This window comes from Brasilonema angustatum (genome assembly GCF_059505445.1).
Map to the genome: position 1 here is coordinate 79,234 of NZ_JCACKO010000117.1, position 24,077 is coordinate 103,310.

A 24,077-nucleotide genomic window follows, 5' to 3' on the forward strand; every position below is an offset into this window, starting at 1 on the left:
AAAAAAGTGGTTTATTTGATTTCCAAATAGATGTTAATACTGAATACTAGCGACAGAATTTACTTGTGATCAAACAGATTATCTATTGTGCGATTACATCTAACAGTCAAATATTACATACATTTAATAGTTCCTAAAGTTAGAGCAAGATGTTTGATTTTTCAAACATTTTATAAACCTGACTTTAGCTATTATTTGACACTTTTTCGCTAATCTGCAATTAAAAAAAGTAGATGGAGTAATATTATTTTTTCTTAGAAAAAATGCTAATTCTAATGATAGAATTCATTGGAAGTAAGAAATAATTCAAATCAAAAAATATCAAAAAAAACGGTAGTTTAATGGTGTCTACTGATCGAAAAATTCGTCTTCAATACTTAGATGGTATACGTGGTTTTGCCGCTTTATATGTAGTGTTCTCCCATATTTTGCCACACCAAAGTCACAATTTGCCTGCCTGGATTCTTCTAGCGACCAAATTATTGAGGTTTGGATCTATGGGGGTTGCTGTTTTCATCGTTCTTTCTGGATACTGTTTGATGCTGCCAGTTGTACGACAAAAAACAGGTTATATTCCAGGAACATTAGTAGATTACTTTAAACGCAGAGCACGAAGGATTTTACCACCCTATTACGCTACTCTTATTTTTTGTTTTTTAGTAACAGCAGCTATATTTGTTTTAGAAAAACTGACTCACTTTAAATGGCAAACTGTTCCTTACGACTGGTTTTATCCTAACTATTCTTTTGTTGATGTCATCTTACACCTACTACTAATTCATAATTTAACTCCAGGAACGCTAGCACATGCTATTAACCTGCCCTTGTGGAGTGTGGCAGTAGAATGGCAAATTTATTTTTTGTTTCCACTGTTGTTACTACCTTTACTGAGACGTTGGGGTTGGTTATCAGTTATTTTAATTGCTTTTATAATTGGACTGACACCCCACTATTTATTCAATGGTTTGATGGACGTAAGCCGTCCTTGGTTGCTAGGTTCATTTGCTATAGGGATGGTAGCCGCTGAAATTGGATTTTCACAAAAACCTGATTGGATCAGGTTAAGAAAGTCTGTACCATGGTCTGTGTTAGCAGTTATTTTTGCTGGTATTGCTTTTCTAACAGAATGGAAAAAACTAAGATTAGATGCATGGATTTTTGAAAGTTTTGCAGCCCTAGCTGCAGCTTGTCTGATAATTTACTGCACTAACTTTCTTCTTGAAAAAAATACGTTGCCAAAAGGGCTGCGCGTATTAGAATCACCTGTTGCAATCACACTCGGAGCATTTTCTTACAGCCTTTATCTCACTCACGGAGTGATAGTGACGCTAGTGCATCACTTTCTACACGACTTGCAACTATCTGCCATTACGTATACAGTGTTACTGTATCTGGTTAGTGTGGGAATATCGTTAGTATTTGCCTACTTGTTCTATTTAGCTTTTGAACGACGATTTACAACCAATAGAAGACTAAAACACAAATCAATTGACATAAAAACCCACTGATTTTATGCTACTTGAGATTTAAGCTAGAAGTTATTAGCAGTGTTCGCATAACCACTATTGCGCTTTGCACATAAGACGCAGGCAAAGTAGGAGACTTTGCTACTGGTTATGTAGTATTTTTTTTGTGCAAGTAGTGTGTGTTTTGGTAAATCCCATGAAACAGCTCCTCAATCGAGTCTATAGCTGGAAAAAACGCATCCAACGGCTACTTCTGCCGTCAGTGATGGTGATTCTGGCTTCTTTACTGTTTGCTACATCTGCTTGGGCGACTGGTGTGTATGATATGCCAACCATTACAAGTGGTGAACCCACTTGGGTTGTGGATGAAGCTGACGTCATCAGCCGTTTCAATGAAGGTAAGCTTAGCAGCACCCTGGAGAATTTGGCAAAGCAAACGGGTAATGAAGTAAGAATTGTCACAATGCGCCGCCTTGATTACGGTGAAACTCCGGAAAGCTTCACCAAAGCACTGTTTGAAAAATGGTTTCCAACAAAGGAAGCACAAGCAAATCAGACAATATTAATGATTGATACCGCAAAAAACGGTACCGCAATTATAACTGGCGATAAAGTGAAATCTTTGATGCCAGATGATATTGCTCTGAGTGTAGCTTCTGAAACCTTGACGGTACCATTACGGGACGGTGACAAATATAATCAGGCATTTCTAGATGCTAGCGATCGCCTAGTCGCCGTTTTATCTGGTGAACCTGACCCCGGGCCTCCCCAAATCACTGATAACGTACAGGTAAAAAGTACCTTTGCGAAAGCAGAAGATACCAATATCAATAAAGGTAATGCAACTGCTTGGGTGGTAGGACTTTTAATCGCCGCCACCGTTATTCCGATGGCGACTTACTACATTTATCAAGTGTTTCAGCCATCTTCTAATGGATGATGTTCGCTTATTAACCAGTTAATCAGTTATCAGTTATCAGTTATCAGTTATCAACTTCACTGTTCACTGATAACTGTTCACTGTTTTAATCCTGAACATAATCTTGTCCTGTCACTAAAGAAATTTCAGATCGGACAAACTCACGACCCAAATAAGCCGCATGGGTTAACTGAGTCACAGGAGGGGGCTGAGTTTCCTCAAAAATTTTCACACACAACTCTTTTGCCGTTCTTCCACTAAACACAGTCGTGTGAGTGCGTTCCACCTTTTCCCGTGCTGGAATGACCTTGCCAGTTTCTGGATCAACAGCTAAACCACGTTCATCAATCACATTCGTGAAATGCTTGGCATAAATTAATCCTTCCTCCCGATTTAAATAAATAATGAAATACCCACCGGGGTCAAGGTCAATATGACGCTGAGAAAGTTTATCGTCAATTGCCGCCAAGTTTTCAACAGTCAAATCCATAATCACCATAAAAATTAACTTGTCTTAGGGGTTTTTTACCCCTTATAAAGTGTAATTCTTATCTTCCTTACCGTTTGTCACATTTTGGCGATTGTAGCACAAGACCATTGCGGAAAATGCATAACAAAAATTTGTATTAAGGATTGGAACTAGTAAAAGGCAAATCGGCATTTATTGCGGAAATCTCCTGGTGTTCGAGCTCATTCACCTCGCTGATATAATTTCGCAGAATTTGTCCAAGACGAGCATTGTAAAAGCGGTGCAAACTGTAATTGGCAGCTGCAGGGAAACCGCGACGTTTTTTGTGGCGTCCACCAGCACCAGGGTCAAAAATTTGGATACCGTTGGCGATCCCCCACTCTACTGGTGAATAATAGCAAGCATCAAAATGCAAGCAATCTATCTCTTGAAAAGAACCCCAGTAGCGTCCATACATCCTATCGTCCTTAAACAGACAAAAAGACATCCCCACTGGTTGATGATTATCCTGTTCTGTGTATGCCGCAAAAAACACAACTCGATGGCGATAATGTGCGTATAACTGTTCAAAAAATCTCTTTGTTAAGTATTTACTACCCCACCAGCCAAATTTATCACAGGTATCAGCGTAAAACTGATACATCAAAGGAAACAGTGACTGGGGAATTTCATCGCCAGCCAGAGGTTGTAGTCTCAAACCAGCTTTTTCCACTGCTTTGCGTTCACGCTTAATGTTACGACGCTGGTTAGCGTTGAACACTGCCAAGTAGTCATCAAAATTGTTAAACCCAAGATTTTCCCAGATGTAGCTGTGGTGCAGCCAAGGTGTGAAGCCTTGGCGTTCCAGAACAGGACGCCATTGGGGATCTACATAAAGAAAATGACACCCAGAAATACGGTGTTTGGTGCAGAAAGCATCAATCTCGTGCACCATCAATGCCGTGATCTCATCTTCATCTTCCCCTGGCGCGATCAAAAATCGATAGCCTTCAGCTGGCGTAAATGGAGTCATTCCCAGCATTTTGGGGTAATACTTTACACCAATGCGTTGTGCTAAGTCTGCCCACTGATGGTCAAAAACAAATTCGCCAGAACTGTGTCCTTTCAGGTAAAGTGGGGCAGCAGCAATCAGCGTTCTGTCTCGCCATACGGTTAAGTGATTCGGTAACCAACCAGTGCTAGCTGTAGCGCTTTGGGAGGCTTCGAGATTTTTCAGCCACTCCCATTCTAAAAACGGAGTTTTGAGTGGTAATGCCAAAGCATCCCACGCCTCTTGTGGTACTTCAGCAATTTTATTTATCCAAGCGACAGAAGAGCGAGGCTTGAGTTGTTCCACCATTGCGGGTTTTAAAGATACAAAATTTGGCACAAGCTCTATTTAGCCTAATCTAAATCTGTTGATCGTTGCAGCCTATAATGCACAAAAACTTCCAGACTCTACTGTGTGAACTTCCAGCAACTACAGACGGGGAGGCAACTCAAACAAAAATCCGCTACCCTCTACTGTACTCCGTGCAGTAGAACCGCCCAGAATCAACGGACAGATTGTGAGCCAAAATTCATCAATAATCAAATCTAGTTCCAGCATGGAGGTGATACAAGTACCGCCGCCCAAAACAACTAAGCGTTTTATACCTAAAGTAGTTAAGTGTTGTAAAGCTGCATGAATGTCAACTTTTGCCTTTGGTGCTTCAAAAGTCAAAATTAGCTTAAATTCTTGACGTTCTTTGCAAAAAAGGGCTCCTGCTGTTGTCATTACTTACCAACGCAAGACTTGCTGCTGAAAGAATCGTATTTCCGGATTGAGGCTAGCAGAATGTGTAATAAGTATATGGACAGGTTGGGAAGGCTTCCCGCGTGAATTCGTTGTTGCAGCAGTTGTGGGTGCGATACAGTTAGGGTTGTACCGTAAGCGCGTAGAGTACCAGCACCGAATAAAACAGCATCTGAAGCAGGCAATTTGCTCCTCCAGGTGTGCAATGTCCGTCTTGGAACCAAACCGAGCAGGCGATGCTGCAAAGCAGCCGCTACGCGATCGCCTGACATCCGCTATTTTTTTGCCGTCTGCACTCATCGCCAAAATCACAGTGGTATATGGGCGATGTTGTACCATTGGGTTGGTCTGATAATTTTTGTTTTCTGTACAAAATGCTGATTTTCAAAAATAGTGATATAGGAAACCTCCTCTCTCCCTATTTATTCTGTAATATTTATATGCAACAGCAGCCCCTGTATGAGCTAGTTTCTGTGAGTATTTGTATAAGAAGGTTCATTTATATTTTAAATGACTTTATATTTTTAATATGATTATAAAATAGAGTTTTTATAACTTAACACTACTAGCTGCTCTAAGTTATCTAGGATTACTGTTGTGATTGGCACATACTAAGAGAGACTGCCGATGGCTAAACCCCGTCAATCATCCTTTCGTCGGATTTTAGTATCAAAAATCTTGCTTCTGTTAGTTCCGGTTTTATTGATAGGGGAGATTGTAGCCTATAAAAAGGCACGTTCTAGCCTTCTGGAAACTGCCCGTCAAAATTTAACAGAAAGTGCCGTTATCAAAGGTGAAAAAATTGTAGAGACGAGCGCTGCCTTGAAAACAAACTTGCTAAGTGCAAGTCAAACAACGGTTATCCAGTCAGGTTCGCCTACACAAGTACAACGATTTCTTAATCAAATCGCCCAACAACTACCAAGGCAAGTAGAGTGTATTCAACTGACTGAGCCAGAAAGCGGTAATGTTGTTGCAAGTACTTGCGGCAATGAACCAATTGGTGAATTAAAATTTCCCATACCCAATGATGGGATTAATGTTGAGGCAATATTACCACCAAAGCTCGGAACAACTGGGAAAAGAGACTTACCAAATCAACTAAGATTACTGTTATCATCTCCTATCTACGATAGTATGGGAGATTTACGTTATGCCTTGATTTTTCGTACGACAATACTGCAAGAAAAAGAGCGAACTAAGCCTGGTTCCCTAACAGGCTCAACGATGGTTATTGCTGATGATGGAACAATTCTGGCACACCCAATTGCTAATCGGGTTGGGACTAATATTGCTCAACATACAGATGCTGGGCGACTCAAAAAAATTGTAAAAGCTGCTCTGGCAGGTAAGAAATACTTTCTGCATTTATTTTTTGAAAATGAGGGTGAAGAATTACTTGCTGGCTATACTGCAATACCCAGTCCCTTAACTGAAGGGCAAGAGGGAAAATGGGTGATTATCGCCGTTACAGAATTGGATAATGCTTTATATGGTCTTGAGGGAATTAAACTTATCCTCATTGTTTTAACATTAGGTTTAATTGGCGCAAGTATTTTGGCATCGCTGTATTTAGCTCGTTATTTGGCACGTCCTGTAGAACAATTGCGAGACTACGCTATAAATCTTCACTTGAACCAATCAACAGAACCAATTCCTGACAACTTCAAAATTCGGGAGTTTAACCAGTTAGCGCAAGCACTCGGGCAAATGGTTGAACGGTTGAAAGCTTGGGCTGAAGAATTGGAAATAGCATGGAAAGAAGCAAAAGCTGCCAATCAGGTGAAAACTCAGTTTTTAGCGACAACTTCCCATGAGTTGAGAAACCCGCTACATACCATCATTAGTTGCGTTCGTCTAGTTCGAGATGGTATGTGCGATGATCGAGAAGAAGAAATGGAGTTTCTCCATCGTGTGGATGATGCAGCAATTCACTTATTAGGCATTATTAACGATTTACTTGACATTTCCAAAATAGAAGCAGGAAAGCTTTCAGTAGTTCTGCAACCTATTGATCTGCGGCAAGTTCTTAAAGAGGTTATTAACATACAATCAGTGAATGTTCAACAAAAAGGCTTGCAACTAAATATCCCTCAACTGAATGAGACAATTCCAGTTAATGCTGATGCAGCCAAGCTTAAACAAGTGCTGATTAATGTCATTGGTAATGCAACTAAGTTTACCGAACAAGGAAGCATTACAATCTCGACAGAAATTCAACGTAGAGATGATAAATCTAAAGTCATTATTTCTGTTACAGATACAGGTATAGGAATTGATCCCGCTCAACAGCAAAAACTATTTCGCCCTTTTGTGATGGTGGATGGTTCAGATTCACGTAAATTTGGTGGTACAGGATTAGGACTTGCCATTTCACGAAATTTAATGGAACTTATGGGAGGTACTATTACTCTTGAGAGTGCAGGTCTGGATCAAGGCACAACAATGACAATAACTTTGCCTTTAATTGATGACTCACTGTTACCAGGCGCAGGAGGTAAAAAAGATTCAGAAAGCCTCAGTGTTTCCTCCGGGGATCAAGCAGTAAGAGGGGAAAAGCAAGCAGCAGAAGAAGTTAGTTTGCAAAAAAACCGCTTTCCGTCTACTCTCAACAAGGAATTAAAGAATTCAACACTGAGTGTGCAAAATACAAAGTTTTGATGCTCCGTGTTTATATCTCGAAGAGGTTGATCACGGAGCTTCAAGGAAGTGTCTTCTTATTAACATAGATGTTGAGCTAACAAGATAAGCTAACCAACTATTTGATGGTTTTAAGAAACTTTTTCGAGCTTTTTCTCAGTAAATGTGGATGGTTTCTTACGTTTCAGTACTAAGCCAACACCGAGAGTGCCGAGGGCTAGTAAGCTAAGGATGGAGGTGGGTTCAGGGACTGTGATTATAGTTGCAGAGAAACTGATAGGTAACTCACTATCTTCCGAACCAAAATTTTCAAAACCTGGTATAAGTGGCGGCACAGAAAAAACCTCTAAATAACCCGGTGTCGGCAAAAAACTAGCGAAAAACGGACTAGAATAGTTTCCCCCTGAGGTGGAATACCCAAAACCGTCACCCGTTAATTGCTGATTATTAAGACTAATTAAATTGTCAACCTTAAAAGGTTCGTTTCCCGGTATTGGAGTCCCGGCTGCTTGCAGACCAGTAATTGTTTCACCATTTCGTGTACCAGTAATTCCAGTAATCAGGTAAAAACCTAAATCGTTAGGGGTGTCATTAGTGGTGAAAGTACCGCTCGCCGCTATGCCAGTACTAGAATAATTCCAGTTCCAATTTAAAGCAGAGGCGGAATTCATTGTCCCAAAAACCAGTCCAGATGTGGTGGCGATGGCTGTGACAGCTAGTAGAGCTAGATTTTTCATGGAAGTTGTTAGTGTGATCGCAGATCTTATAGATTGAGTTAATCTACAGCGCAACTCAAAATTAATGGCAGTTTAACACCAAAGATACACGGGAGCGACAGCGAAGAAGTCGAATAAATTTAAACGAGTTAACACGGAGTAAGACCAATAAGCTCAAAGGTAGAAAGGCATCTGTCGTTGAAGCCGGAAGCCCACACTTACTCTACTACTGAGAAGTGTGGGTAATTCACTCTTCATTTGCATTCAGAAAAACAGGCTTGCCACCATTATTAAGAGATTCTGTCAAAGCAGCAAGAATTTGCACTAACTGCGTACCTACAAAACCAGAGGAAACCTTTGAGGGAGTATTTTCAAGCACACAAGTGATAAAGTGATTGCACACTCGCCCTAATGGTTCACCTGTTTCTATTTCCAGCACTTGTTGCTTCTGATTTACAGGAATAAATCGATTTTCCTGCACCTCAAATTCGCCGTGTAGTATCGTCAAAGGTGAGGTACGAGACATTTCATCAAAAATCAGACTACCAAGATTTCCAACAACTCCTAGTCGTCGTTGTTTATCAGGATTGAGCCAACATAAATGAATGTACGCTTGAAAATTGTTCGGATATGTCAGTGTCACCCAGACGAGATCAGATAATCCTTGGTTTTGTACTGAAGAAGATGAGGGAGTCAGAGACTGAGGGCTTTCCTCTTTTTGTTCTTTTTTGTTATCTCCCTCTACGCTTGGTTGCAGCCACACTGTACCTGTTGCTTGCACCTTCACTGGAATTTGGTTTAGCCAAGAATTAAAGATGGCAATATCGTGAATGGCTAAGTCCCACAGTGCATCAACATCTTGGCGAACTGGTCCTAAATGAGTGCGAGTCGCGTAACCATAACGTAAATCACCTAATTGACGCGCCTGTACAACAGCTTTCCCTCGCTCAACTGCTGGGTGAAATAAGTAGGTGTGGTCAATTATCAGTTGTCGTTGCTGTTTTTGGGCAAACTGGTACAGTTCTCGACATTCTGCTGGGTTGAGAGTTAAAGGCTTTTCTGCTAGAACGTGGTAACCCCAACGCAAAGCATCACTAATTAAGGAGTAATGCGTGCTAGCGGGAGTGGCAATAACAACGGCTTCTAAACCTTCTATTTGCTGTATTGCTTGCCACTCTGTTGTCAGTAAAATTTCGTCACCTAAGTTATGCTGCCGTTTCACCGCCCCCAAACATTCTGGGTTCGGATCGACTACCGCCACTACACTTGCTTGCGGATGTTCTAAAAAATTTCTTAGCAAATGAACGCCCCAACGTCCAACACCAACTACAGCAATTTTAATTTTTTTAATCATTAGTCATGAGTTATTAGTCATTAGCTATGACGTAGACGCCCGCCAGAAGCCTTCTCCCGTTGCTACAGTTCCGTATGCCCCGTACTGTAGGCATACAAAGTAGCGTCTGCTGACAGGAGAAGAAAGAGTAAGACAAAAGATAACTCACATTAGCTTATCATCTACCGTTTTATTTCAGGGCTTTTCCTGATTATCCAGTGATAAAAAAGCAACTTTTGCCGCAGCTTGTTCGGCAGCTTTGATAGAGCGTCCCTTTCCTTGACCGAGCTTTTGTCCGTGTAGCCATACCTCAGCCAGGAAACGCTCTTGAATGTGCTGGGGTTGATTCATTTCCATGACTCGATATTCAGGTAAGACTTTATACTTTGCTTGAGTCCATTCTTGCAGGGCGGCTTTGTAGTTAAATCTAGCCGGATCGAGGCGAATTTCTGCTGCAAGTTTTTTGAAATGAGGGTCTAGCCAAGAGCGGATGAGTTCGAGACTGTGTGTACTCAAATAAAGAGCACCTAAAATTGCTTCAAAAGCATCAGCCAGTCTTGACTCTTGACCAATTTTATCAGCAGTCGCACTGCCTGCAACTAATAAATGTAACTCCAAGCCGTATTCTCTGGCGAGTTGGGCGAGAATGCGATCGCTCACCAACACCGAACGAATAGCTGCAAAATCTCCCACTGGACAATTAGGATAATTTTCCCATAGAACAATAGCAGCCACTAATCGCACGACTGCATCGCCGACAAACTCCAAATGTTCATAATTTGCTGACTCGGAGACAGTGGGATGAGTCAGCGCTAAGTCAAGCAGTTCCCACTTTATTGGCGCATCTGCCTGGAGACCTAATTTTCTGACCAAGCTTTCGAGTTGTCGTTGACGGCGTGGATAAGCAATGCTCATTAGTTATTAGTCATGAGTCACGAGCAATGAGTCATTAGTCCTTACTTGTTAACAAAAGACTAAAGACCAATCATAAAGGACAAAAAGAGAGAGAGAGTCGGAACGTAAGCCGGGTTCTGTTCTCTTTTGTAAAAACGTAACACATTACGTTTCTACATTTAAGAGGGCAGTTATCTATCTGGGACGTTTGTTACCAAACGCCTCTAGCGGATCTTATCAGAGCGGAACTGGTAAAAGACCAACCGTAGTTCCTTCACCTTGCTCCCAACCGGGGTTTACCGAGCCATGATCTCTCGATCATGCTGGTGCGCTCTTACCGCACCTTTGCACCCTTACCCTCTTCAGTTACCAGTTATCAGTTATCAGTTACTGACTGTTCACTGTTCACTGAAAAAGGGCGGTATGTTTCTGTGGCACTATCCTCGCGATCGCTCGCACTGGGAGTTACCCAGCAAGTCTGGTCTTTCGGGAGCCCGGACTTTCCTCAAACCAGTTTCAACGAAACTAGTCTGCAACCACCTGCGCCTACTCTCTCCCAATATCCAGTGTAATCTTTGAATGACCGAACCACTCGTTTAAGTTTACCGCCTCTGATTCCAAGGCAAGGCATACGTCCAAGGGAGTTTTCTAACAGTGAAGGGACACTTGACAATGCAAAGGGGAGGTGCTTTTGTACCGTGAGCGACACCAATATTTGTTTCGGCTAGCCTGAACACTAAATCTAGTGAGAAATCAAAGTTGCGTTTTCTGCTCATAAATCTGTTAAACTCTTTTCTCTGTGCCCTGATGATACTTGTTTTCCATTTGAGGACATTGGCTACCGAGCTTTTTGTTGCTGTGTATGTTCCAGATAACTTATCGAACTGGAAAACACTTTCAGATGAAACTGATTCTTTAAGTGTTTTTTTTGGAACAATTAGACTGGGGCTTTGAAATACGCCTAAGTCACGAGTGATGTCTGGTGACATCCGAATAACTCGCTTTGAGGTTCCGTCAAATTCCTCAAAAGCACAATTGTCCCAATCAACGTATATTGCTACATCCTGAGATTTATTTTCGATAAGAATTGACAAAGATTGTGGTTTTTCAATATCGTACGTTTTTGCCAGTCCCCCAAAACTAATCCCAATCTTGTCTTGAAGACTTTGTTCTTTTAGTTGTTCGTCTACAGATGCTTTATTAAAATCTATTTTTATTTGTTCGGCAATTGACTCAATCATTTGATTGATGGTGTAAGTAATGCCGATTATATAAAGCGTCAAAATTAGTAAATTGTTGTCAGCGTTTCCCATAATTTTAGTCTATGAACTCCCTTATATTCAATTCACTTTTTCTCTTCCACTGAGTGATCATGTCAATTTTTGGCATCAGGATTAATTTTGGAAAAATTCTTAAACCAGCCTCTCCGCCAAAAGAAGAAGACCTGCACAAAGGCAATTACTGCCATCAATGCTAAACACATAGGATAACCCCAATACCAGTTGAGTTCAGGCATATTCAATGGCGATTTTTCCGTACTGAAATTCATACCATAAATTCCGGCGAGAAAAGTGAGGGGAATAAAAATTGACGATATAACAGTCAAAAACTTCATAACTTCATTCATTTTGTTACTTACTGCCGAAAGATAAACATCCATCAATCCTGTGGCAAGTTCCCGGTAAGTTTCTAGCATATCCATTACCTGCACCGTATGGTCATAACAGTCTCGCAAGTAAATTCTCACTTCTTCACTGATAAGTTCACTGCCATCGCGAATCAAAGAATTTATTGCATCCCGTTGAGGCCAGATGTAGCGACGCAGTTGTAACAATTCTCGCCTAATTTGATAAATTTTTTGTAGTGTGTGCCGCGAAGGATTTAGCATTACTTCTTCTTCTAAATCTTCAATTTGCTCACCATAATCCTCCAGAACAGGAAAATAACCATCGATAATTGCATCCAATAAACTATAGGCTAAATAATCTGCTTTGCGCTTGCGGATAATACCTTTGTTGTTACAAATTCGCGATCGCACTCCTTCTAAGCAATCATGATCTGGTTCTTCTTGTACTGTAAGTAGATAATTTTTTCCTAGCACCAGACTCACTTGCTCACTATAAAATCCATATTTTTTTTCTTTTGGCACAACCATTCGGCAAATAATCACCAAATGGTCTTCATAATCTTCTATTTTTGGACGCTCTACCAAATTGACAATATCTTCTAGAACTAAAGGATGTAAATCAAACACATCCCCCAGTCTTCGCAAAATGCCTTCATCCCCTAAACCTTGGACTTCTACCCAAGAAACAGATGCTGTATCTAGATAAGAAGCGCACTCTTCCGGGGTTTTGATTTCTTTACGGATAACATCGCGAGTATTATAGTCGATCAATGTCATCTGTGGTGGTGAAGCATCTGTGGGAATAATGATGGTTCCTGGTATGGTTGCTGGTTGGTGATAGAACTCATCTTCGTTATCAGGTTTAGTGAGCATTTGAGGGGAACGACGAACTTTTCTTGCCATGAATTTTTCCTAATTGAGTTATTAGTCATGAGTTATTAGTCATTTTTTTCTGACTTGGTGACTCTCGACTTTTGGTAACGCGATGGATCGAATTTATCCCTATTATTTATCAGTAATTTCTGTAGTACTATAGTGCATTTGTTCTATGAGTGCATTTTAGTTCTCATTTTATTATGAGAGCGGTGTCTTCTGTGTCTTATGTTAAAGGCAGGTCAGATATCCATCCCATAAAAGCGATCTTGAATACAGCCAAGGCTACTATAAATTAGCAATACCATGAAAAAACAGTTTGGCTTACAAAGACAAACTGCTTCAAAAATCTTAATACAATATTTGATTAAGTAGATCAAGATTACTCCCATCAGGCGTGCAAGATTACCTATCTTCTTTTTGATTTTCTTGGCGTCCTTGGCGACGCCAGTCACCTAGGTCGGAGCCAGTACTTGATGACGGTCTCCCGACAGAGGTATCTGGTGAGACCAGCGCTGCAGGAAGGTCTCCCGACCTAGGCGACTGGCGGAGCGCGTTAGCTCCGGCCCCCTTAGGAGCTAGCGGAACCGCTCTATGGCTAACGCCACGCCTTACGGCTATCGCAGCGTGCCCGCAGGGCATAGGTTCTCCCCGGCGAAGGGCGTTGGAAACCCTCCTGTAGCGCTGGCTCGTCTTGTTGCTAATCGTTAAATTAGGTATTCTTCTGGCGGTTCGGGAGTAAAAAACGTATAGGAATCCAGTTTGGTTTGGTGAATTGACAAAGTAGAGGGAACACAAAGTGTACCTAGCTTCGTCAAAAATCAAATAGGAGTCCTATATATATATATAGAGTCTTTGTGATTACTTCACTACCCTACGCGACTAATTTCACCCCTATCCCCTTATACCGTTTCACTTTAAGGTTGATACAAATGGGGAGCAGGGAGCACCGGAGCAGGGGGAAAGAATTAGAAACCAATCATTTGTATCAGGGATTTCGTGAAATGGTCTTACACCCTTAATTTACACTATTGAGTCTACTTTGCTTTTTGTGCGACGGGCTGCACGCGCAAACCCTCTGTTTCATCAACTGTAGGAGTGGTAATCAGCGATTCATTTCCTGTCAGACCTGAGGTAATTTCTGTTTCAGTGCCGTAATCTCGCCCAACGGCAACTTTTTGATAATGCACTGTCTGGTTTTTGGTTACAGTTGCTACCTGGGTACCTCCTGCGTTATAGACTACGACACTAGCAGGTACAATAAAGGGAGGATTAGGGCGGTTCATGGCAAATTTGACGTTGGCATACATCCCTGGTCGCAGTGCACCGTCCAAATTCTGCACTTCTAACTGTGTCAGCAAAGTGCGAGTATTTGGATCTATGGCATTGCTAGTACGCACTACCTTAGCCGTAAACACTTGTTGTGGTAACTCTCTAACTGTAATTTGTGCTGTTTGACCAGCCTGAACTAACGCTGATGAACTTTGTGGAACAGAAACATTCACGTTTAGGGCATTGTAAGCAGCAATGGTATAAAGGCTAGTATTGGTACTGCTAGTACTAGTGGTATTACTAGTACTGGTGGTATTGCTACTAGTATTGGTATTGCTACTAGTATTGGTATTGCCAGTACCTCCTGTAATCAAAGCACCTGAATTTACGTTACGTGCGGTAATCACTCCTGCAAAGGGAGCAGTAACTTTCTTATAAGACTGCAGTACAGAATAACGTTGGAAATTTGCTTGACTAGCGTAGACGTTAGCTTGTGCTGCCTTGACATTGGCAGAGTCAGAATTAACAGTACTTTGTGCTGCCTCAACGTTGGCTAAGTTGGCCTGATATGTGGCATATCTTGTATCTGCATCTTGTTGAGCGACTGCACCTTGCTTGACAAGAACTTTCCAGCGTTGCCAGCTTTGAAGTGCTAACAGTAGGTTAGCGCGGGCTTGCTTCAAATCAGCAACACCTTTAGCTAAACTAGCACGAGTTTGAGACACATTGGCTTGTGCTTGTGCTAACTCTGCCTTAGCTTGCAGAACTTGCTGATCGGTGTCTGGTGAATCAATCTCTGCCAACAACTGACCAGCCTGTACGCGATCGCCAATGTCTGCGTACCACCGCCGCAAATACCCAGTACTGCGAGCGTAAATCGTCGTTTGGTTAAGGGCTACAACACTGCCAGGCAGTTCCAAATTGATCGTAGCAGCAGCACGACGGGCAGTCATAACGTTGACTGAGGGTAGAGTGCTTGCTTCCTTGACTGCTGCTTGTAATTCTGACCTTTGGCTTAACCGGGGCAAAATACCTATAGCTAGTAGGCTACCGAAAAAAACAGTACCAATTATAGCCCAACCAATTCCACCGATACCGCGCCTTTGTTGTCTAGAAGTCCTTTCTTGTTGAGAATCCATAGGTAAGCTGTCCCATATTATCGAATTTGTATAAATTTAGTAGCTACGTTCATTACCATTATTGGCTTTGACAATTTTGAAATTTGAATTGCTTATCGTCGCTATGCTTCCTTGGAACCTCACCCTGCCCTATCGGGCATCCCTCACGCCAGGTGCTACCCTGCGGGAAGCCGCCTCCGGCGTCTACAAGTCGGCAAAGCCGCCCAACGCACTGGCTCTCCTTATAAAGGAGAGGGAAAGATATTAGCTACGTTCAAAATGAAGGTGAGGTTGTCAGATGTGTGTAAACATTTGCTTGAATATGGGGATGTAGGAAAACGTTCAAGTACAAGCGTACACAGCCCATACACTGTTGCCAACTGGCTAGGGTGTGAATCGCCATATTCTTGACAAGGCAGCTTACGTTCGGAAGTTTGCCCCCGAAACGTGCTGCCCCTACCCCCTGTTCAAGACTTACCTTGGGATGATGACAAGGAGTATGCGGTATGCTTATCCACCAGAGTTAAATCCTCGTCATCCTCATCAAAACGACGAGGTTGTTGACGCCGTAACATGCTGTATACAACAGGTACAAAGATGAGAGTAGCGACTGTTGCAGCCGATAAGCCGCCAATCACAGCACGACCTAAGGGTGCATTCTGCTCACCACCTTCACCAAGACCGAGAGACATTGGCACCATACCAATAAGCATCGCTAAGGCAGTCATCAACACGGGACGTAACCGCGTGTAGCCCGCCGCCTGGGCTGCTTTATAAGCATTTTGCCCTTCCAGACGCTGGTCATTAGCAAAAGTAATCATTAGAATACTGTTTGATGTCGCTACACCTATACTCATAATTGCACCCATTAACGAAGGCACACTGAAGGTGGTATGGGTGACAAACAGCATCCAGACAATACCAGCCAAGGCACTTGGTAGTGCCATCATGATAATCAGGGGATCAAGCCAGGATTGGAAGTTTACTACCATCAAGCAGTAAACCAGCACAATCGCGAACACAAGTCCCAAACCAAGTCCAAGGAACGAAGAGTTCATTGTTTGCACTTGCCCGCGTACAGTAATCTGACTTCCCTTAGGCAATTTTTTCTTATAATCAGCTATGATTTTTTCCACATCACGGGCAACTCCCCCAAGGTCACGACCAGAGGAGTTAGCGTAGATATCGTAAACCTGCTGAATGTTGTAGTGATTGACAACTTGCATCACTGTGTCGCGTCTAACAGTAGCCAAATTATCTAAAACTTGGGGTGCGGTTTGACCGTTGCTGTTGCTAATAGGCGTATTCTTGAGGCTGTCAATAGAGTCAATTTTGTACTGTGGAACTTGTACAGCAAGAGTGTAACTCACGCCTTTTTTGGGATCGAGCCATTGGTTGATTGCTGCTTGACCGCTTGAACTTAAGGAAGTCAGGACGCTATTGGCAACATCACGCTGGGTTATACCCAGTTGTTGAGCCTGGGTGCGGTCTACATCAAGACGTAACTCTGGGGCATCGACAACTTGCTGCATGTGTACATCTACAGCACCAGGAACGCGTGTGATCCGCGCTTCGATTTGTTTGGCAATTTCAAAGTTTTTCTTTGAGTTTTGCAGAGGACCAGATATTTGAACGTCAACAGCAGCAGGCAAACCAAAATTTAGAATTTGAGTAACAATATCCGCTGGCTCAAAAAAGAAGGTGTAATTGGGAAATGTCGCTTTCAATTTCGGGCGTAGTTGCTTGATGTAAGAAAAAGTAGAACCAGCTTCTTTTAGCGAGACAAGAATATCAGCATCAGCCGGACCAATTGTGGCACCGTTGTAGCCATAGGTAAGGTTAATACCACTGTTGGGTAAGCCGATGTTATCCAAAATCAGAGCGAGATTGTCCTTCGGTACAGTCTGGCGAATGACACCTTCTACTTGACTGACAATTCTTTCTGTCTCTTCCAAGCGGGTACCAGGTAAAGCCCGAACATGCAGGCTAAACTGACCACCATCGACATCAGGGAAAAAGTCTTGACCAACGAATGGCAACAAAACTCCTGCACTGACTATAAAAGCGCCGAATACCACGAAGACTATGCTGCGGTAATTTAATGCTGAGGTCAGGACATTATAGTACCAGTTGCGAAATTTCTCAAATTGTCGGTTAAATTTTTCGTGCAGCCGCCAGATCCAGTCTTTCTTGACAGGTTGAGTCTTTTGTGTTCTGTGCTCTGAAGTTTGGTGGTGGTTGTCATGACCATTATTTTGGACTGACGAATGAGTGTTGTGGTTGTCGCGGTGATCGCGAATTTCGACTGGCGAATGAGTATGGTGGTTGTCACGACCATTATTCTGGACTGGTGAATCTATATTATGGCGATCACCATGACCATTATGATCTTCGACTTGGGAATGTTCGTTATGGTAGCGATCGCCATGATCATTATGAGCTTCGCTTTCTTCTCTATGCAAGTCAGCTTCATATGGTAGCAAATAGCTTGCCATCGTCGGTACTACAGTCCGAGATAGCAGATAGGAAGCAAGCATGGCAAATACTACCGCCATCGCCAAGGGAACAAACAGATACTTTGCCACTCCACTCAGAAACACGACAGGCACAAAGACAATACAAATACATAATGTTGCGACAAGTGCTGGAGTTGCGATTTGCTGAGCTCCATCTAAGATTGCTCGCTTGATTGGTTTACCTTGTGCGAGATTTCGGTGGATATTTTCAATTTCGACTGTAGCGTCATCTACGAGAATACCGACAGCTAAGGACAAACCACCCAAAGTCATGATGTTAAAAGTTTGTCCTAAACGACTCATCACAATAATCGAAACCAGCATCGACAAAGGAATCGAGACGGCTACGATCACAGTGCTGCGCCAACTTCCCAGGAAAATCAGAATCATCAGCGCGGTGAGAGTAGCTGCAATCAATCCTTCTTTAAGAACACCTTCAATGGAAGCTTTAACAAATATGGATTGATCGAACAAAAATGATAAATTTAGTCCTGGGGGCATGGTGGATTGAATGCGAGGCAAAGCTTTTTTTACCCGATCAATCACATCAATAGTCGAGGCATTACCACTCTTAAGAATACTAAGTAAGCTTGATCGCCTTCCATTCTGACGTACAACGTTCGTTTGCACGGCAAACCCATCTCGTACTTGGGCGACATCGCGAATGTAAATCACGGTACCGTTGACTTGCTTAATTGGCAAGTCGTTGAGGCCTGCCACCACATCTGGACTATTATTAATTCGTACGGCCAAGTCCTGAGTGCCTATCTTCATATTGCCTGCGGGCAATACCAAGTTTTGGGCACTAACAGCGTTAGTCACGTCTTGAGCAGAAACACCTTTAGCCAACATCGCCTGGGGATCGATATCAACCATAATTTGCCGAGGTTTACCACCATAAGGCAAAGGTACACTTGCCCCTTGCACTGTTGCTAACTGGGTGCGGACGAAGTTGGTAGCATAGTCGTTGAGCGCTTGTTCCGGCAAGGTTTTGCTGCTCACACTCATCTGGATAATCGGTACACTCGAAGCGTTGTACTGAATGATGAATGGCGGTGTGATACCAGGTGGCAGAGGGCGCAGAATTGTTTGGCTGACAGAGGTAATTTGAGCGACCGCTGAGGCTATATCAGCGTTGGGTTGGAAGAAAACCTTGACGACACTAACACCACTTAAAGATTGAGACTCAATGTGTTCAATGTCACCAACGGTTGTTGTCATGGCGCGTTCGCTAATTGTAACGATTCGCTGTGCCATTTCTTCTGGTGTGGTACCTGTGTAAGTCCAAACTACGCTGACAACCGGAATGTTGATTGATGGAAAAATATCAACAGGTGTGCCAAATATCGTTACCACACCTAGGATCACAATCATCAAGGCAGCGATTACGAATGTATACGGAAGACGTAAAGCAATTTTGACGATCCACATGCAATTCCCTCTGAAATGCGTTTGCTGCAAATGCCCCCAACTCGCATTGTTAGAAGCTGCTTGTAAATAGACATTAACCTACGGTTAATGCATCGAAATCTCACCAAACACAGTTTATTTTTTTCTGAATTTATGGTAGACAAAAGAACCGGGTTTGTTGCTAAAGCTGATTTTCGTGACTGTATAGATATAATGTCAAAATCATCACTTTTTTTTGTCAACAAACAGAAATTAATGGGATTTTTTCGGGTTTGATTGAAAAGATGCGTTTGCCCTGGAATGCGTACTTATAGTTAATCAACAGTAGTTTTCAAAAAATACTGATTCTTTACAATATCTAAAAACGCTGTGTGTTCAAGTTCCGCAAGTGGGCAATTAGACTTGCCGTCTTTGCCACTTATCCACTTGATGTGCAGGTTTAAGATACAACTATGTAGCAAAATAACTGATTCATGCTGAACCTCACGATTAGCTAAGTTATGAGTTTGTGAGTCAAACTATTATGGTACATATAATAAGAATACGAATTATTACGAGATAAGTAAAGTAAAGTTATCTTAGATTGAGGGACTATTTTCAACAATGAGTAGAAAAATAGCTAACCAACTGACAAGCATCATTTTGTAGAAGACTTGGAAATTGTTGGACAAGCCAGTCAACGCCGCAACGGGTGCGGGTGTAAGGGTGTAGGGGAACCCCATCAATAAAACGCGCAGTGCCGTTCGCTTTAGTGGCGGTCTGGGCTTGAACTAAGGACGCCTCAACTTCAGTACTACGTATCTCGAAATACTTTTCTTTTCTTTCCAATATTAAAATAAGGGGCTTGCGTCCTTGTTGGTTCCGGGGTAGGGGGTGTTTCAGATCTTGCACCTATCCGTATAAGCCTGGGCTTAGTCAAAAGTAGCGCAATAAAGTTACATCACTTTTCTTTGCTTTTCTGGCTAAAATAAGAGCTTTCGGCTTCGTACTGAGGGTGAGAATTCAATCAATTTTTCTTGGTGCAAGATGTCAGGTGTACCACATCCGAGAGTGCGCCCCTCTTACGGGCTAGAAAATTTTCTCTTCCCCTCACAACGCCAGATGCCTCAAGTCGGGAAACCCGCCCACGGCACTGGCTCCCCTTACACCCCCATACACGCCAGATATAGCAGTTGCCACAATTGTTAGGACATTTCCCTGTTCCCTGTTCCCTGTTCCCTGTTCCCTGTTCCCTCTTAATCAAAATACGATGTCCTAAACAATATGTCTGTTGCTATACCTACGGAGGGAGACCCTCATCAAGTACTGGCTCCCCTACACCCTTTTCTTGGTCATTGAAAAGAAGCGATGCCATTCATCCCACGCTGAATGAGTACATTACAGCGTGGGGGCTTCTGTCGGAATAATCTAAATGTACGTTAGCTTATATCGTTCCAAACAACCTATCCCCTGCATCTCCCAATCCTGGAATAATGTAACCGTTTTCATCTAAGTGGTCATCAATAGCCGTAGTGTAAAGAGGTATATCTGGGTGGACTTCGGTGAAATGCTCAATGCCTTCTGGTGCAGCAAGTATGCAAATAAACTTAATCGACATTGGATTGGTTGATTTGAGTCGTTCAACTGCTGCGACAGCTGAATTACCAGTTGCCAGCATTGGATCAACCACCAGTGCATCTAGCTTTTCTATATCCTGAGGAACCTTAAAATAATACTCAACGGGAATGAGGGTTTTAGGGTCACGGTACAATCCAATGTGTCCTACTCTTGCTGATGGTATCAGTTCTAGCATCCCATCTAAAATTCCTTGTCCTGCCCGTTGGATGGAAACAATCACCAGCTTTTTATCCGCAATGATTGGGGCGTTCATTGGCGCAAGAGGAGTTTTAATCTGTTCATATTTCACAAGTAAATCTCGTGTTATTTCATATGTCAACAGCAGGCTAATTTCTTTGAGAAGGACTCGAAATGTGGTCGTAGTCGTTTCTGCTTTACGCATCAGTGTGAGTTTGTGTTGAATCAATGGATGCTGGATGACTTTAACTTGACTGTGCATATGTCTTAAATGTTTTATTATCCAAACCAAAAAGGACTTGAGAGGCAAAATGTGTGCCTTATAAGACGTAGAGAAAAAAGGTATCGCTTACCTCGCAAAATTCAAAATATGCCCAAAGGGGATGCTAAGCCCAATTTGGAGTTCCTCCACAGCAAGCACAAAAAATTAGGGACTTGGGCACGAACAACGTAACTACAGTCCACAGTGATCCAACCGAACGGCGCAGCCGTCCCGTAGGCATAGAACATAAGAACTCAGTAAATGAGTGATAACTAATGAGTACTGATAGCTAGAATACTGTACCGTCGCTTTCTATCTGTATGGGGGGTACAGCACCCTTTCTACGTTCAGCCGCAATTTTGCGCCCAGCTGTCCAAGTTCCACCTTGGAGAATTTTTACCAGTGGCAGTTCTTCAGCATTCATGCTCAACTTGTCGCGTACTGTGGCGGCGATGCGATCCAACAGTATCACGGTCAGGGCACGCCATTCAACGATAACCTCTGATGCAACTGAATGAGACTGCTGCAAAATTTCCGGATGTTTTGGGCTAATAAGTCCCAAATCAATGCATAATCCCCCATTGCGATATTCTGCTAATCCAGTCAGGACATCCAAACCTGTTATTTCCAAGCCAAGTTCTTGTAGAGGTTCAAGCAGAGAATAGGTTAGCCACTGGGACAGTTTGTGAAATGGTACTAAGCCATCATCAGCAACACGTGGGTGAAACCAAGTATCTCCTAAATTTATTCCGGCAATCTCAATTCGTCCAGACCAAATCTCACTTAGCCCTTCTAAAACTGCACATAACACATTTGCCGCAGCTAGTTGCTTGTTATGTGAGTTTTGTATGAAAAAGTTTACCAAATTGCCCGGACGGGGATTTTCTTTGCCAAACAGATGAGGTGAAGAAAGTAGGGCTTGACCCAATTTTTGCAATAATTTTAACCGTCCAGCAATGCCCACCAAGGGATTGTTTGCATTCACACCAAACCCATCTGCCAATTCTTTTTCTGTTAAGGCTTGCAATTTTTGAGCATCAACTTGCAAAGGTGCTGTTTGCCTATCACTGGAAAAAGTTCCGTCACAAAACATATGAAAACTGGCAACTGCCAAACCTTCAGAACGCTTAAAATCTAGCTGAGTCTCCTGCTCGTGATAGTACCAATTTTCCCCTGCACCAGCATCTAGTAAAACACTGATAATCGCCAAATCAAACTTAGCAACGGCTTTCTGTTCAGGTGTGAGTTTTGCTAACTTGTGATCCAACTGAGATAGACGCTGTACACCTCCAGCCTCAAAATGTCGCCACCGGCTGTGAAACGGAATTTGCAAATCTGGGTACTGTTCCCGCATCACCTCTTCAACATACTCTGCCACTTTTGGCAACTGTGTCAAATCGCAATTAAAGTGATGGGACTCACCAATAAGGGCCAACTCAAACAATTGCTGACAACGATCTCGGATAGCACTAGGCGATCGCAAATAACCAACCAACTCCTTCCCTTCTTTCCTCTGCGCTACGCCAGGTGCTATAACGGGGGGAACCCCCGCAACGCACTGGCTCCTCTGCGCCTCTGCGTTTTCCATTTCCATTGCGATACACTCCTAATATTCACCCCATAACAAAAGCGAGAGACAAAAGGAGTCACAGAAGTTCTCCTCCCTCTCTCGCCTCTGAAACTCAATCTGCTAAAGAACGTCCTTTGACACCACTCAAACTGTCAGAGTCTAACACCTCTCCTGTTGTAAAATAACCAGCTGCCTTTTTCGCCTCCATCTCCACCCGCGCATCTTCGGGAATCAATTCTTCTGGAATTGGTATTCGTTCTACAATTTCAATTCCTGACTGAACAATGGCGTTGTACTTCATATTACTCATTGATACCATACGGTCAATACGGGTAATGCCCAACCAGTGCAACACATCGGGCATCAATTCTTGGAACCGCATATCTTCCACGCCAGCCACACACTCAGTGCGGGTAAAGTAGGCATCAGCGCGATCGCCACCTTTCTGACGCTTACGAGCGTTGTAAACTAGGAATTTCGTTACTTCTCCCAAAGCACGCCCCTCCTTACGACAGTAAACAATGACACCTACGCCCCCCTGTTGTGCGGTTTGTACGCAAACTTCAATTCCATGTACCAGATAAGGACGACAGGTGCAAATATCCGATCCAAACACATCGGAACCATTACATTCATCATGTACTCGCAGTGCCAAAGGCTTATCGGGATCAGTAATAGCTGCTACATCTCCAACAATATACACGGTAATACCTCCGATTGGCGGCAAAAACACCTCCAAATCAGATCGTGTCACTAATTCTGGGAACATTCCTCCTGTTTGTTCAAATAAAGCGCGGCGTAACTCTGCTTCTGTGATGTTGAATCGTTTGGCAATTCCTGGTAAGTACCATACTGGCTCAATTGCAGCTTTCGTCACTACTAAATCGCCACCAGCTTTCATAATCTTGCCATCAACCTGTAAGCGTCCTGCTGTCACCGCCTCTTGTAACTCGGGTATGTTGATGTGCGCCTTTGTGATGGCGATTGTGGGACGAATGTCATATCCCTGTGTGTAATATGATGCAAATGCCTCACCAACCGTCGCCCCAAACGGATCAAGCGAGACAATTTTCTCTGGATCAGCCCAACTGGGATGTGGTCCAATATATTCTACTGGAGATGTATTAGTAAGGTCTGCCCTGTGGTCTGACTGAAGAGCTCCGCTAGCCACCGCTAAGGCACGGTAAATCGCATAACCACCAGAGTGAGTGCCAATTACGTTACGGTGTCCCTGCTTAGTTAGTGTAGCAATGACTGGACCACGTTGCATTGGATCGGCTGCTCCCCATTGAATAGAAATTGGTTTGGGACCAAACCGACTGGGATGCGAAGTGAGAACAATATGCCCGGAAACGCTTTTTTGGTTTGGCATAGTCGTTTCTTTTTCTCTTACTTTTTATAAATTCTTAGTCATTTACCCTTCC

The 24,077-nt window shown here is 42.8% G+C and carries 15 protein-coding genes, 1 other RNA gene and 1 pseudogene; 3 read left to right on the forward strand and 14 right to left on the reverse strand.

What is annotated here, in order from left to right; translation table 11 throughout:
• Positions 1-341 precede the first annotated feature (341 nt).
• Together AC5JM2_RS19000 and psb32 are read left to right on the forward strand one after the other, a co-directional pair.
• Complete coding sequence (locus AC5JM2_RS19000; protein ID WP_495836409.1) at positions 342-1,508, forward strand: acyltransferase family protein; 1,167 nt, start codon at positions 342-344, stop codon at positions 1,506-1,508.
• 154 nt (positions 1,509-1,662) lie between these two features.
• A complete protein-coding gene (gene psb32, locus AC5JM2_RS19005; protein WP_495836410.1) occupies positions 1,663-2,406 on the forward strand; it encodes a photosystem II repair protein Psb32 in 744 nt (247 codons plus the stop codon).
• Between the two features lie 85 nt (positions 2,407-2,491).
• Here psb32 and AC5JM2_RS19010 read toward each other — a convergent pair whose 3' ends face one another.
• From AC5JM2_RS19010 to AC5JM2_RS19020, 3 genes and pseudogenes are all read right to left on the reverse strand, one after another.
• Entirely contained in the window at positions 2,492-2,875 is a 384-nt protein-coding gene (locus tag AC5JM2_RS19010) for a DUF4346 domain-containing protein (protein ID WP_210619572.1), read from the reverse strand.
• Between the two features lie 136 nt (positions 2,876-3,011).
• The gene (locus tag AC5JM2_RS19015; RefSeq protein ID WP_495836540.1) at positions 3,012-4,193 is read right to left on the reverse strand and encodes a GNAT family N-acetyltransferase; all 1,182 of its coding nucleotides are present in this window, start codon (positions 4,191-4,193) and stop codon (positions 3,012-3,014) included.
• A 44-nt stretch (positions 4,194-4,237) separates the two neighbouring features.
• A pseudogene (locus AC5JM2_RS19020) lies at positions 4,238-4,967 on the reverse strand (RibD family protein).
• Between the two features lie 288 nt (positions 4,968-5,255).
• On the opposite strand from AC5JM2_RS19020, the gene AC5JM2_RS19025 reads away from it, so the two are divergent.
• Positions 5,256-7,289: an ATP-binding protein gene (locus AC5JM2_RS19025; protein ID WP_495836411.1), complete on the forward strand. Its 2,034-nt coding sequence runs from the start codon at positions 5,256-5,258 to the stop codon at positions 7,287-7,289.
• Positions 7,290-7,399: 110 nt separating this feature from the next.
• Here AC5JM2_RS19025 and AC5JM2_RS19030 read toward each other — a convergent pair whose 3' ends face one another.
• The 11 genes from AC5JM2_RS19030 to AC5JM2_RS19080 form a co-directional block, all read right to left on the reverse strand.
• On the reverse strand, positions 7,400-8,005 hold the full coding sequence (locus tag AC5JM2_RS19030; protein WP_495836412.1) for a PEP-CTERM sorting domain-containing protein: 606 nt from the start codon (positions 8,003-8,005) through the stop codon (positions 7,400-7,402).
• Positions 8,006-8,231: 226 nt separating this feature from the next.
• Positions 8,232-9,338 carry a Gfo/Idh/MocA family protein gene (locus AC5JM2_RS19035; protein ID WP_495836413.1) on the reverse strand — a complete coding sequence of 369 codons (1,107 nt, stop codon included), beginning with the start codon at positions 9,336-9,338 and terminating at the stop codon, positions 8,232-8,234.
• 174 nt (positions 9,339-9,512) lie between these two features.
• Complete coding sequence (rnc, locus tag AC5JM2_RS19040) at positions 9,513-10,232, reverse strand: ribonuclease III (protein ID WP_495836414.1); 720 nt, start codon at positions 10,230-10,232, stop codon at positions 9,513-9,515.
• Between the two features lie 89 nt (positions 10,233-10,321).
• Positions 10,322-10,764, reverse strand: an RNA gene (rnpB, locus tag AC5JM2_RS19045) — RNase P RNA component class A.
• Between the two features lie 49 nt (positions 10,765-10,813).
• The gene (locus AC5JM2_RS19050; RefSeq protein WP_495836415.1) at positions 10,814-11,524 is read right to left on the reverse strand and encodes a hypothetical protein; all 711 of its coding nucleotides are present in this window, start codon (positions 11,522-11,524) and stop codon (positions 10,814-10,816) included.
• Between the two features lie 62 nt (positions 11,525-11,586).
• Positions 11,587-12,741 (reverse strand): magnesium/cobalt transporter CorA, encoded by a 1,155-nt coding sequence (corA, locus tag AC5JM2_RS19055; RefSeq protein ID WP_495836416.1) that lies wholly within the window; start codon positions 12,739-12,741, stop codon positions 11,587-11,589.
• Positions 12,742-13,748: 1,007 nt separating this feature from the next.
• On the reverse strand, positions 13,749-15,122 hold the full coding sequence (locus tag AC5JM2_RS19060) for an efflux RND transporter periplasmic adaptor subunit (protein ID WP_495836417.1): 1,374 nt from the start codon (positions 15,120-15,122) through the stop codon (positions 13,749-13,751).
• Between the two features lie 446 nt (positions 15,123-15,568).
• On the reverse strand, positions 15,569-19,048 hold the full coding sequence (locus tag AC5JM2_RS19065; protein ID WP_495836418.1) for an efflux RND transporter permease subunit: 3,480 nt from the start codon (positions 19,046-19,048) through the stop codon (positions 15,569-15,571).
• A gap of 1,402 nt (positions 19,049-20,450) precedes the next feature.
• On the reverse strand, positions 20,451-21,083 hold the full coding sequence (upp, locus tag AC5JM2_RS19070; protein WP_495836419.1) for a uracil phosphoribosyltransferase: 633 nt from the start codon (positions 21,081-21,083) through the stop codon (positions 20,451-20,453).
• 289 nt (positions 21,084-21,372) lie between these two features.
• A complete protein-coding gene (locus tag AC5JM2_RS19075) occupies positions 21,373-22,677 on the reverse strand; it encodes a URC4/urg3 family protein (RefSeq protein ID WP_495836420.1) in 1,305 nt (434 codons plus the stop codon).
• 88 nt (positions 22,678-22,765) lie between these two features.
• Positions 22,766-24,025 (reverse strand): GTP cyclohydrolase II, encoded by a 1,260-nt coding sequence (locus AC5JM2_RS19080; protein WP_495836421.1) that lies wholly within the window; start codon positions 24,023-24,025, stop codon positions 22,766-22,768.
• Positions 24,026-24,077: the final 52 nt, after the last annotated feature.

Coding starts and splice junctions, on each gene's coding strand:
- rnc (WP_495836414.1), bottom strand. CDS start 10,232: ATGAGCATTGCTTATCCACGCCGTCAACGACAACTCGAAAGCTTGGTC.
- AC5JM2_RS19025 (WP_495836411.1), top strand. CDS start 5,256: ATGGCTAAACCCCGTCAATCATCCTTTCGTCGGATTTTAGTATCAAAA.
- AC5JM2_RS19000 (WP_495836409.1), top strand. CDS start 342: ATGGTGTCTACTGATCGAAAAATTCGTCTTCAATACTTAGATGGTATA.
- psb32 (WP_495836410.1), top strand. CDS start 1,663: ATGAAACAGCTCCTCAATCGAGTCTATAGCTGGAAAAAACGCATCCAA.
- AC5JM2_RS19080 (WP_495836421.1), bottom strand. CDS start 24,025: ATGCCAAACCAAAAAAGCGTTTCCGGGCATATTGTTCTCACTTCGCAT.
- AC5JM2_RS19030 (WP_495836412.1), bottom strand. CDS start 8,005: ATGAAAAATCTAGCTCTACTAGCTGTCACAGCCATCGCCACCACATCT.
- AC5JM2_RS19015 (WP_495836540.1), bottom strand. CDS start 4,193: ATGGTGGAACAACTCAAGCCTCGCTCTTCTGTCGCTTGGATAAATAAA.
- AC5JM2_RS19065 (WP_495836418.1), bottom strand. CDS start 19,048: ATGTGGATCGTCAAAATTGCTTTACGTCTTCCGTATACATTCGTAATC.
- AC5JM2_RS19060 (WP_495836417.1), bottom strand. CDS start 15,122: ATGGATTCTCAACAAGAAAGGACTTCTAGACAACAAAGGCGCGGTATC.
- AC5JM2_RS19035 (WP_495836413.1), bottom strand. CDS start 9,338: ATGATTAAAAAAATTAAAATTGCTGTAGTTGGTGTTGGACGTTGGGGC.
- corA (WP_495836416.1), bottom strand. CDS start 12,741: ATGGCAAGAAAAGTTCGTCGTTCCCCTCAAATGCTCACTAAACCTGAT.
- AC5JM2_RS19075 (WP_495836420.1), bottom strand. CDS start 22,677: ATGGAAATGGAAAACGCAGAGGCGCAGAGGAGCCAGTGCGTTGCGGGG.
- AC5JM2_RS19010 (WP_210619572.1), bottom strand. CDS start 2,875: ATGGATTTGACTGTTGAAAACTTGGCGGCAATTGACGATAAACTTTCT.
- upp (WP_495836419.1), bottom strand. CDS start 21,083: ATGCACAGTCAAGTTAAAGTCATCCAGCATCCATTGATTCAACACAAA.
- AC5JM2_RS19050 (WP_495836415.1), bottom strand. CDS start 11,524: ATGGGAAACGCTGACAACAATTTACTAATTTTGACGCTTTATATAATC.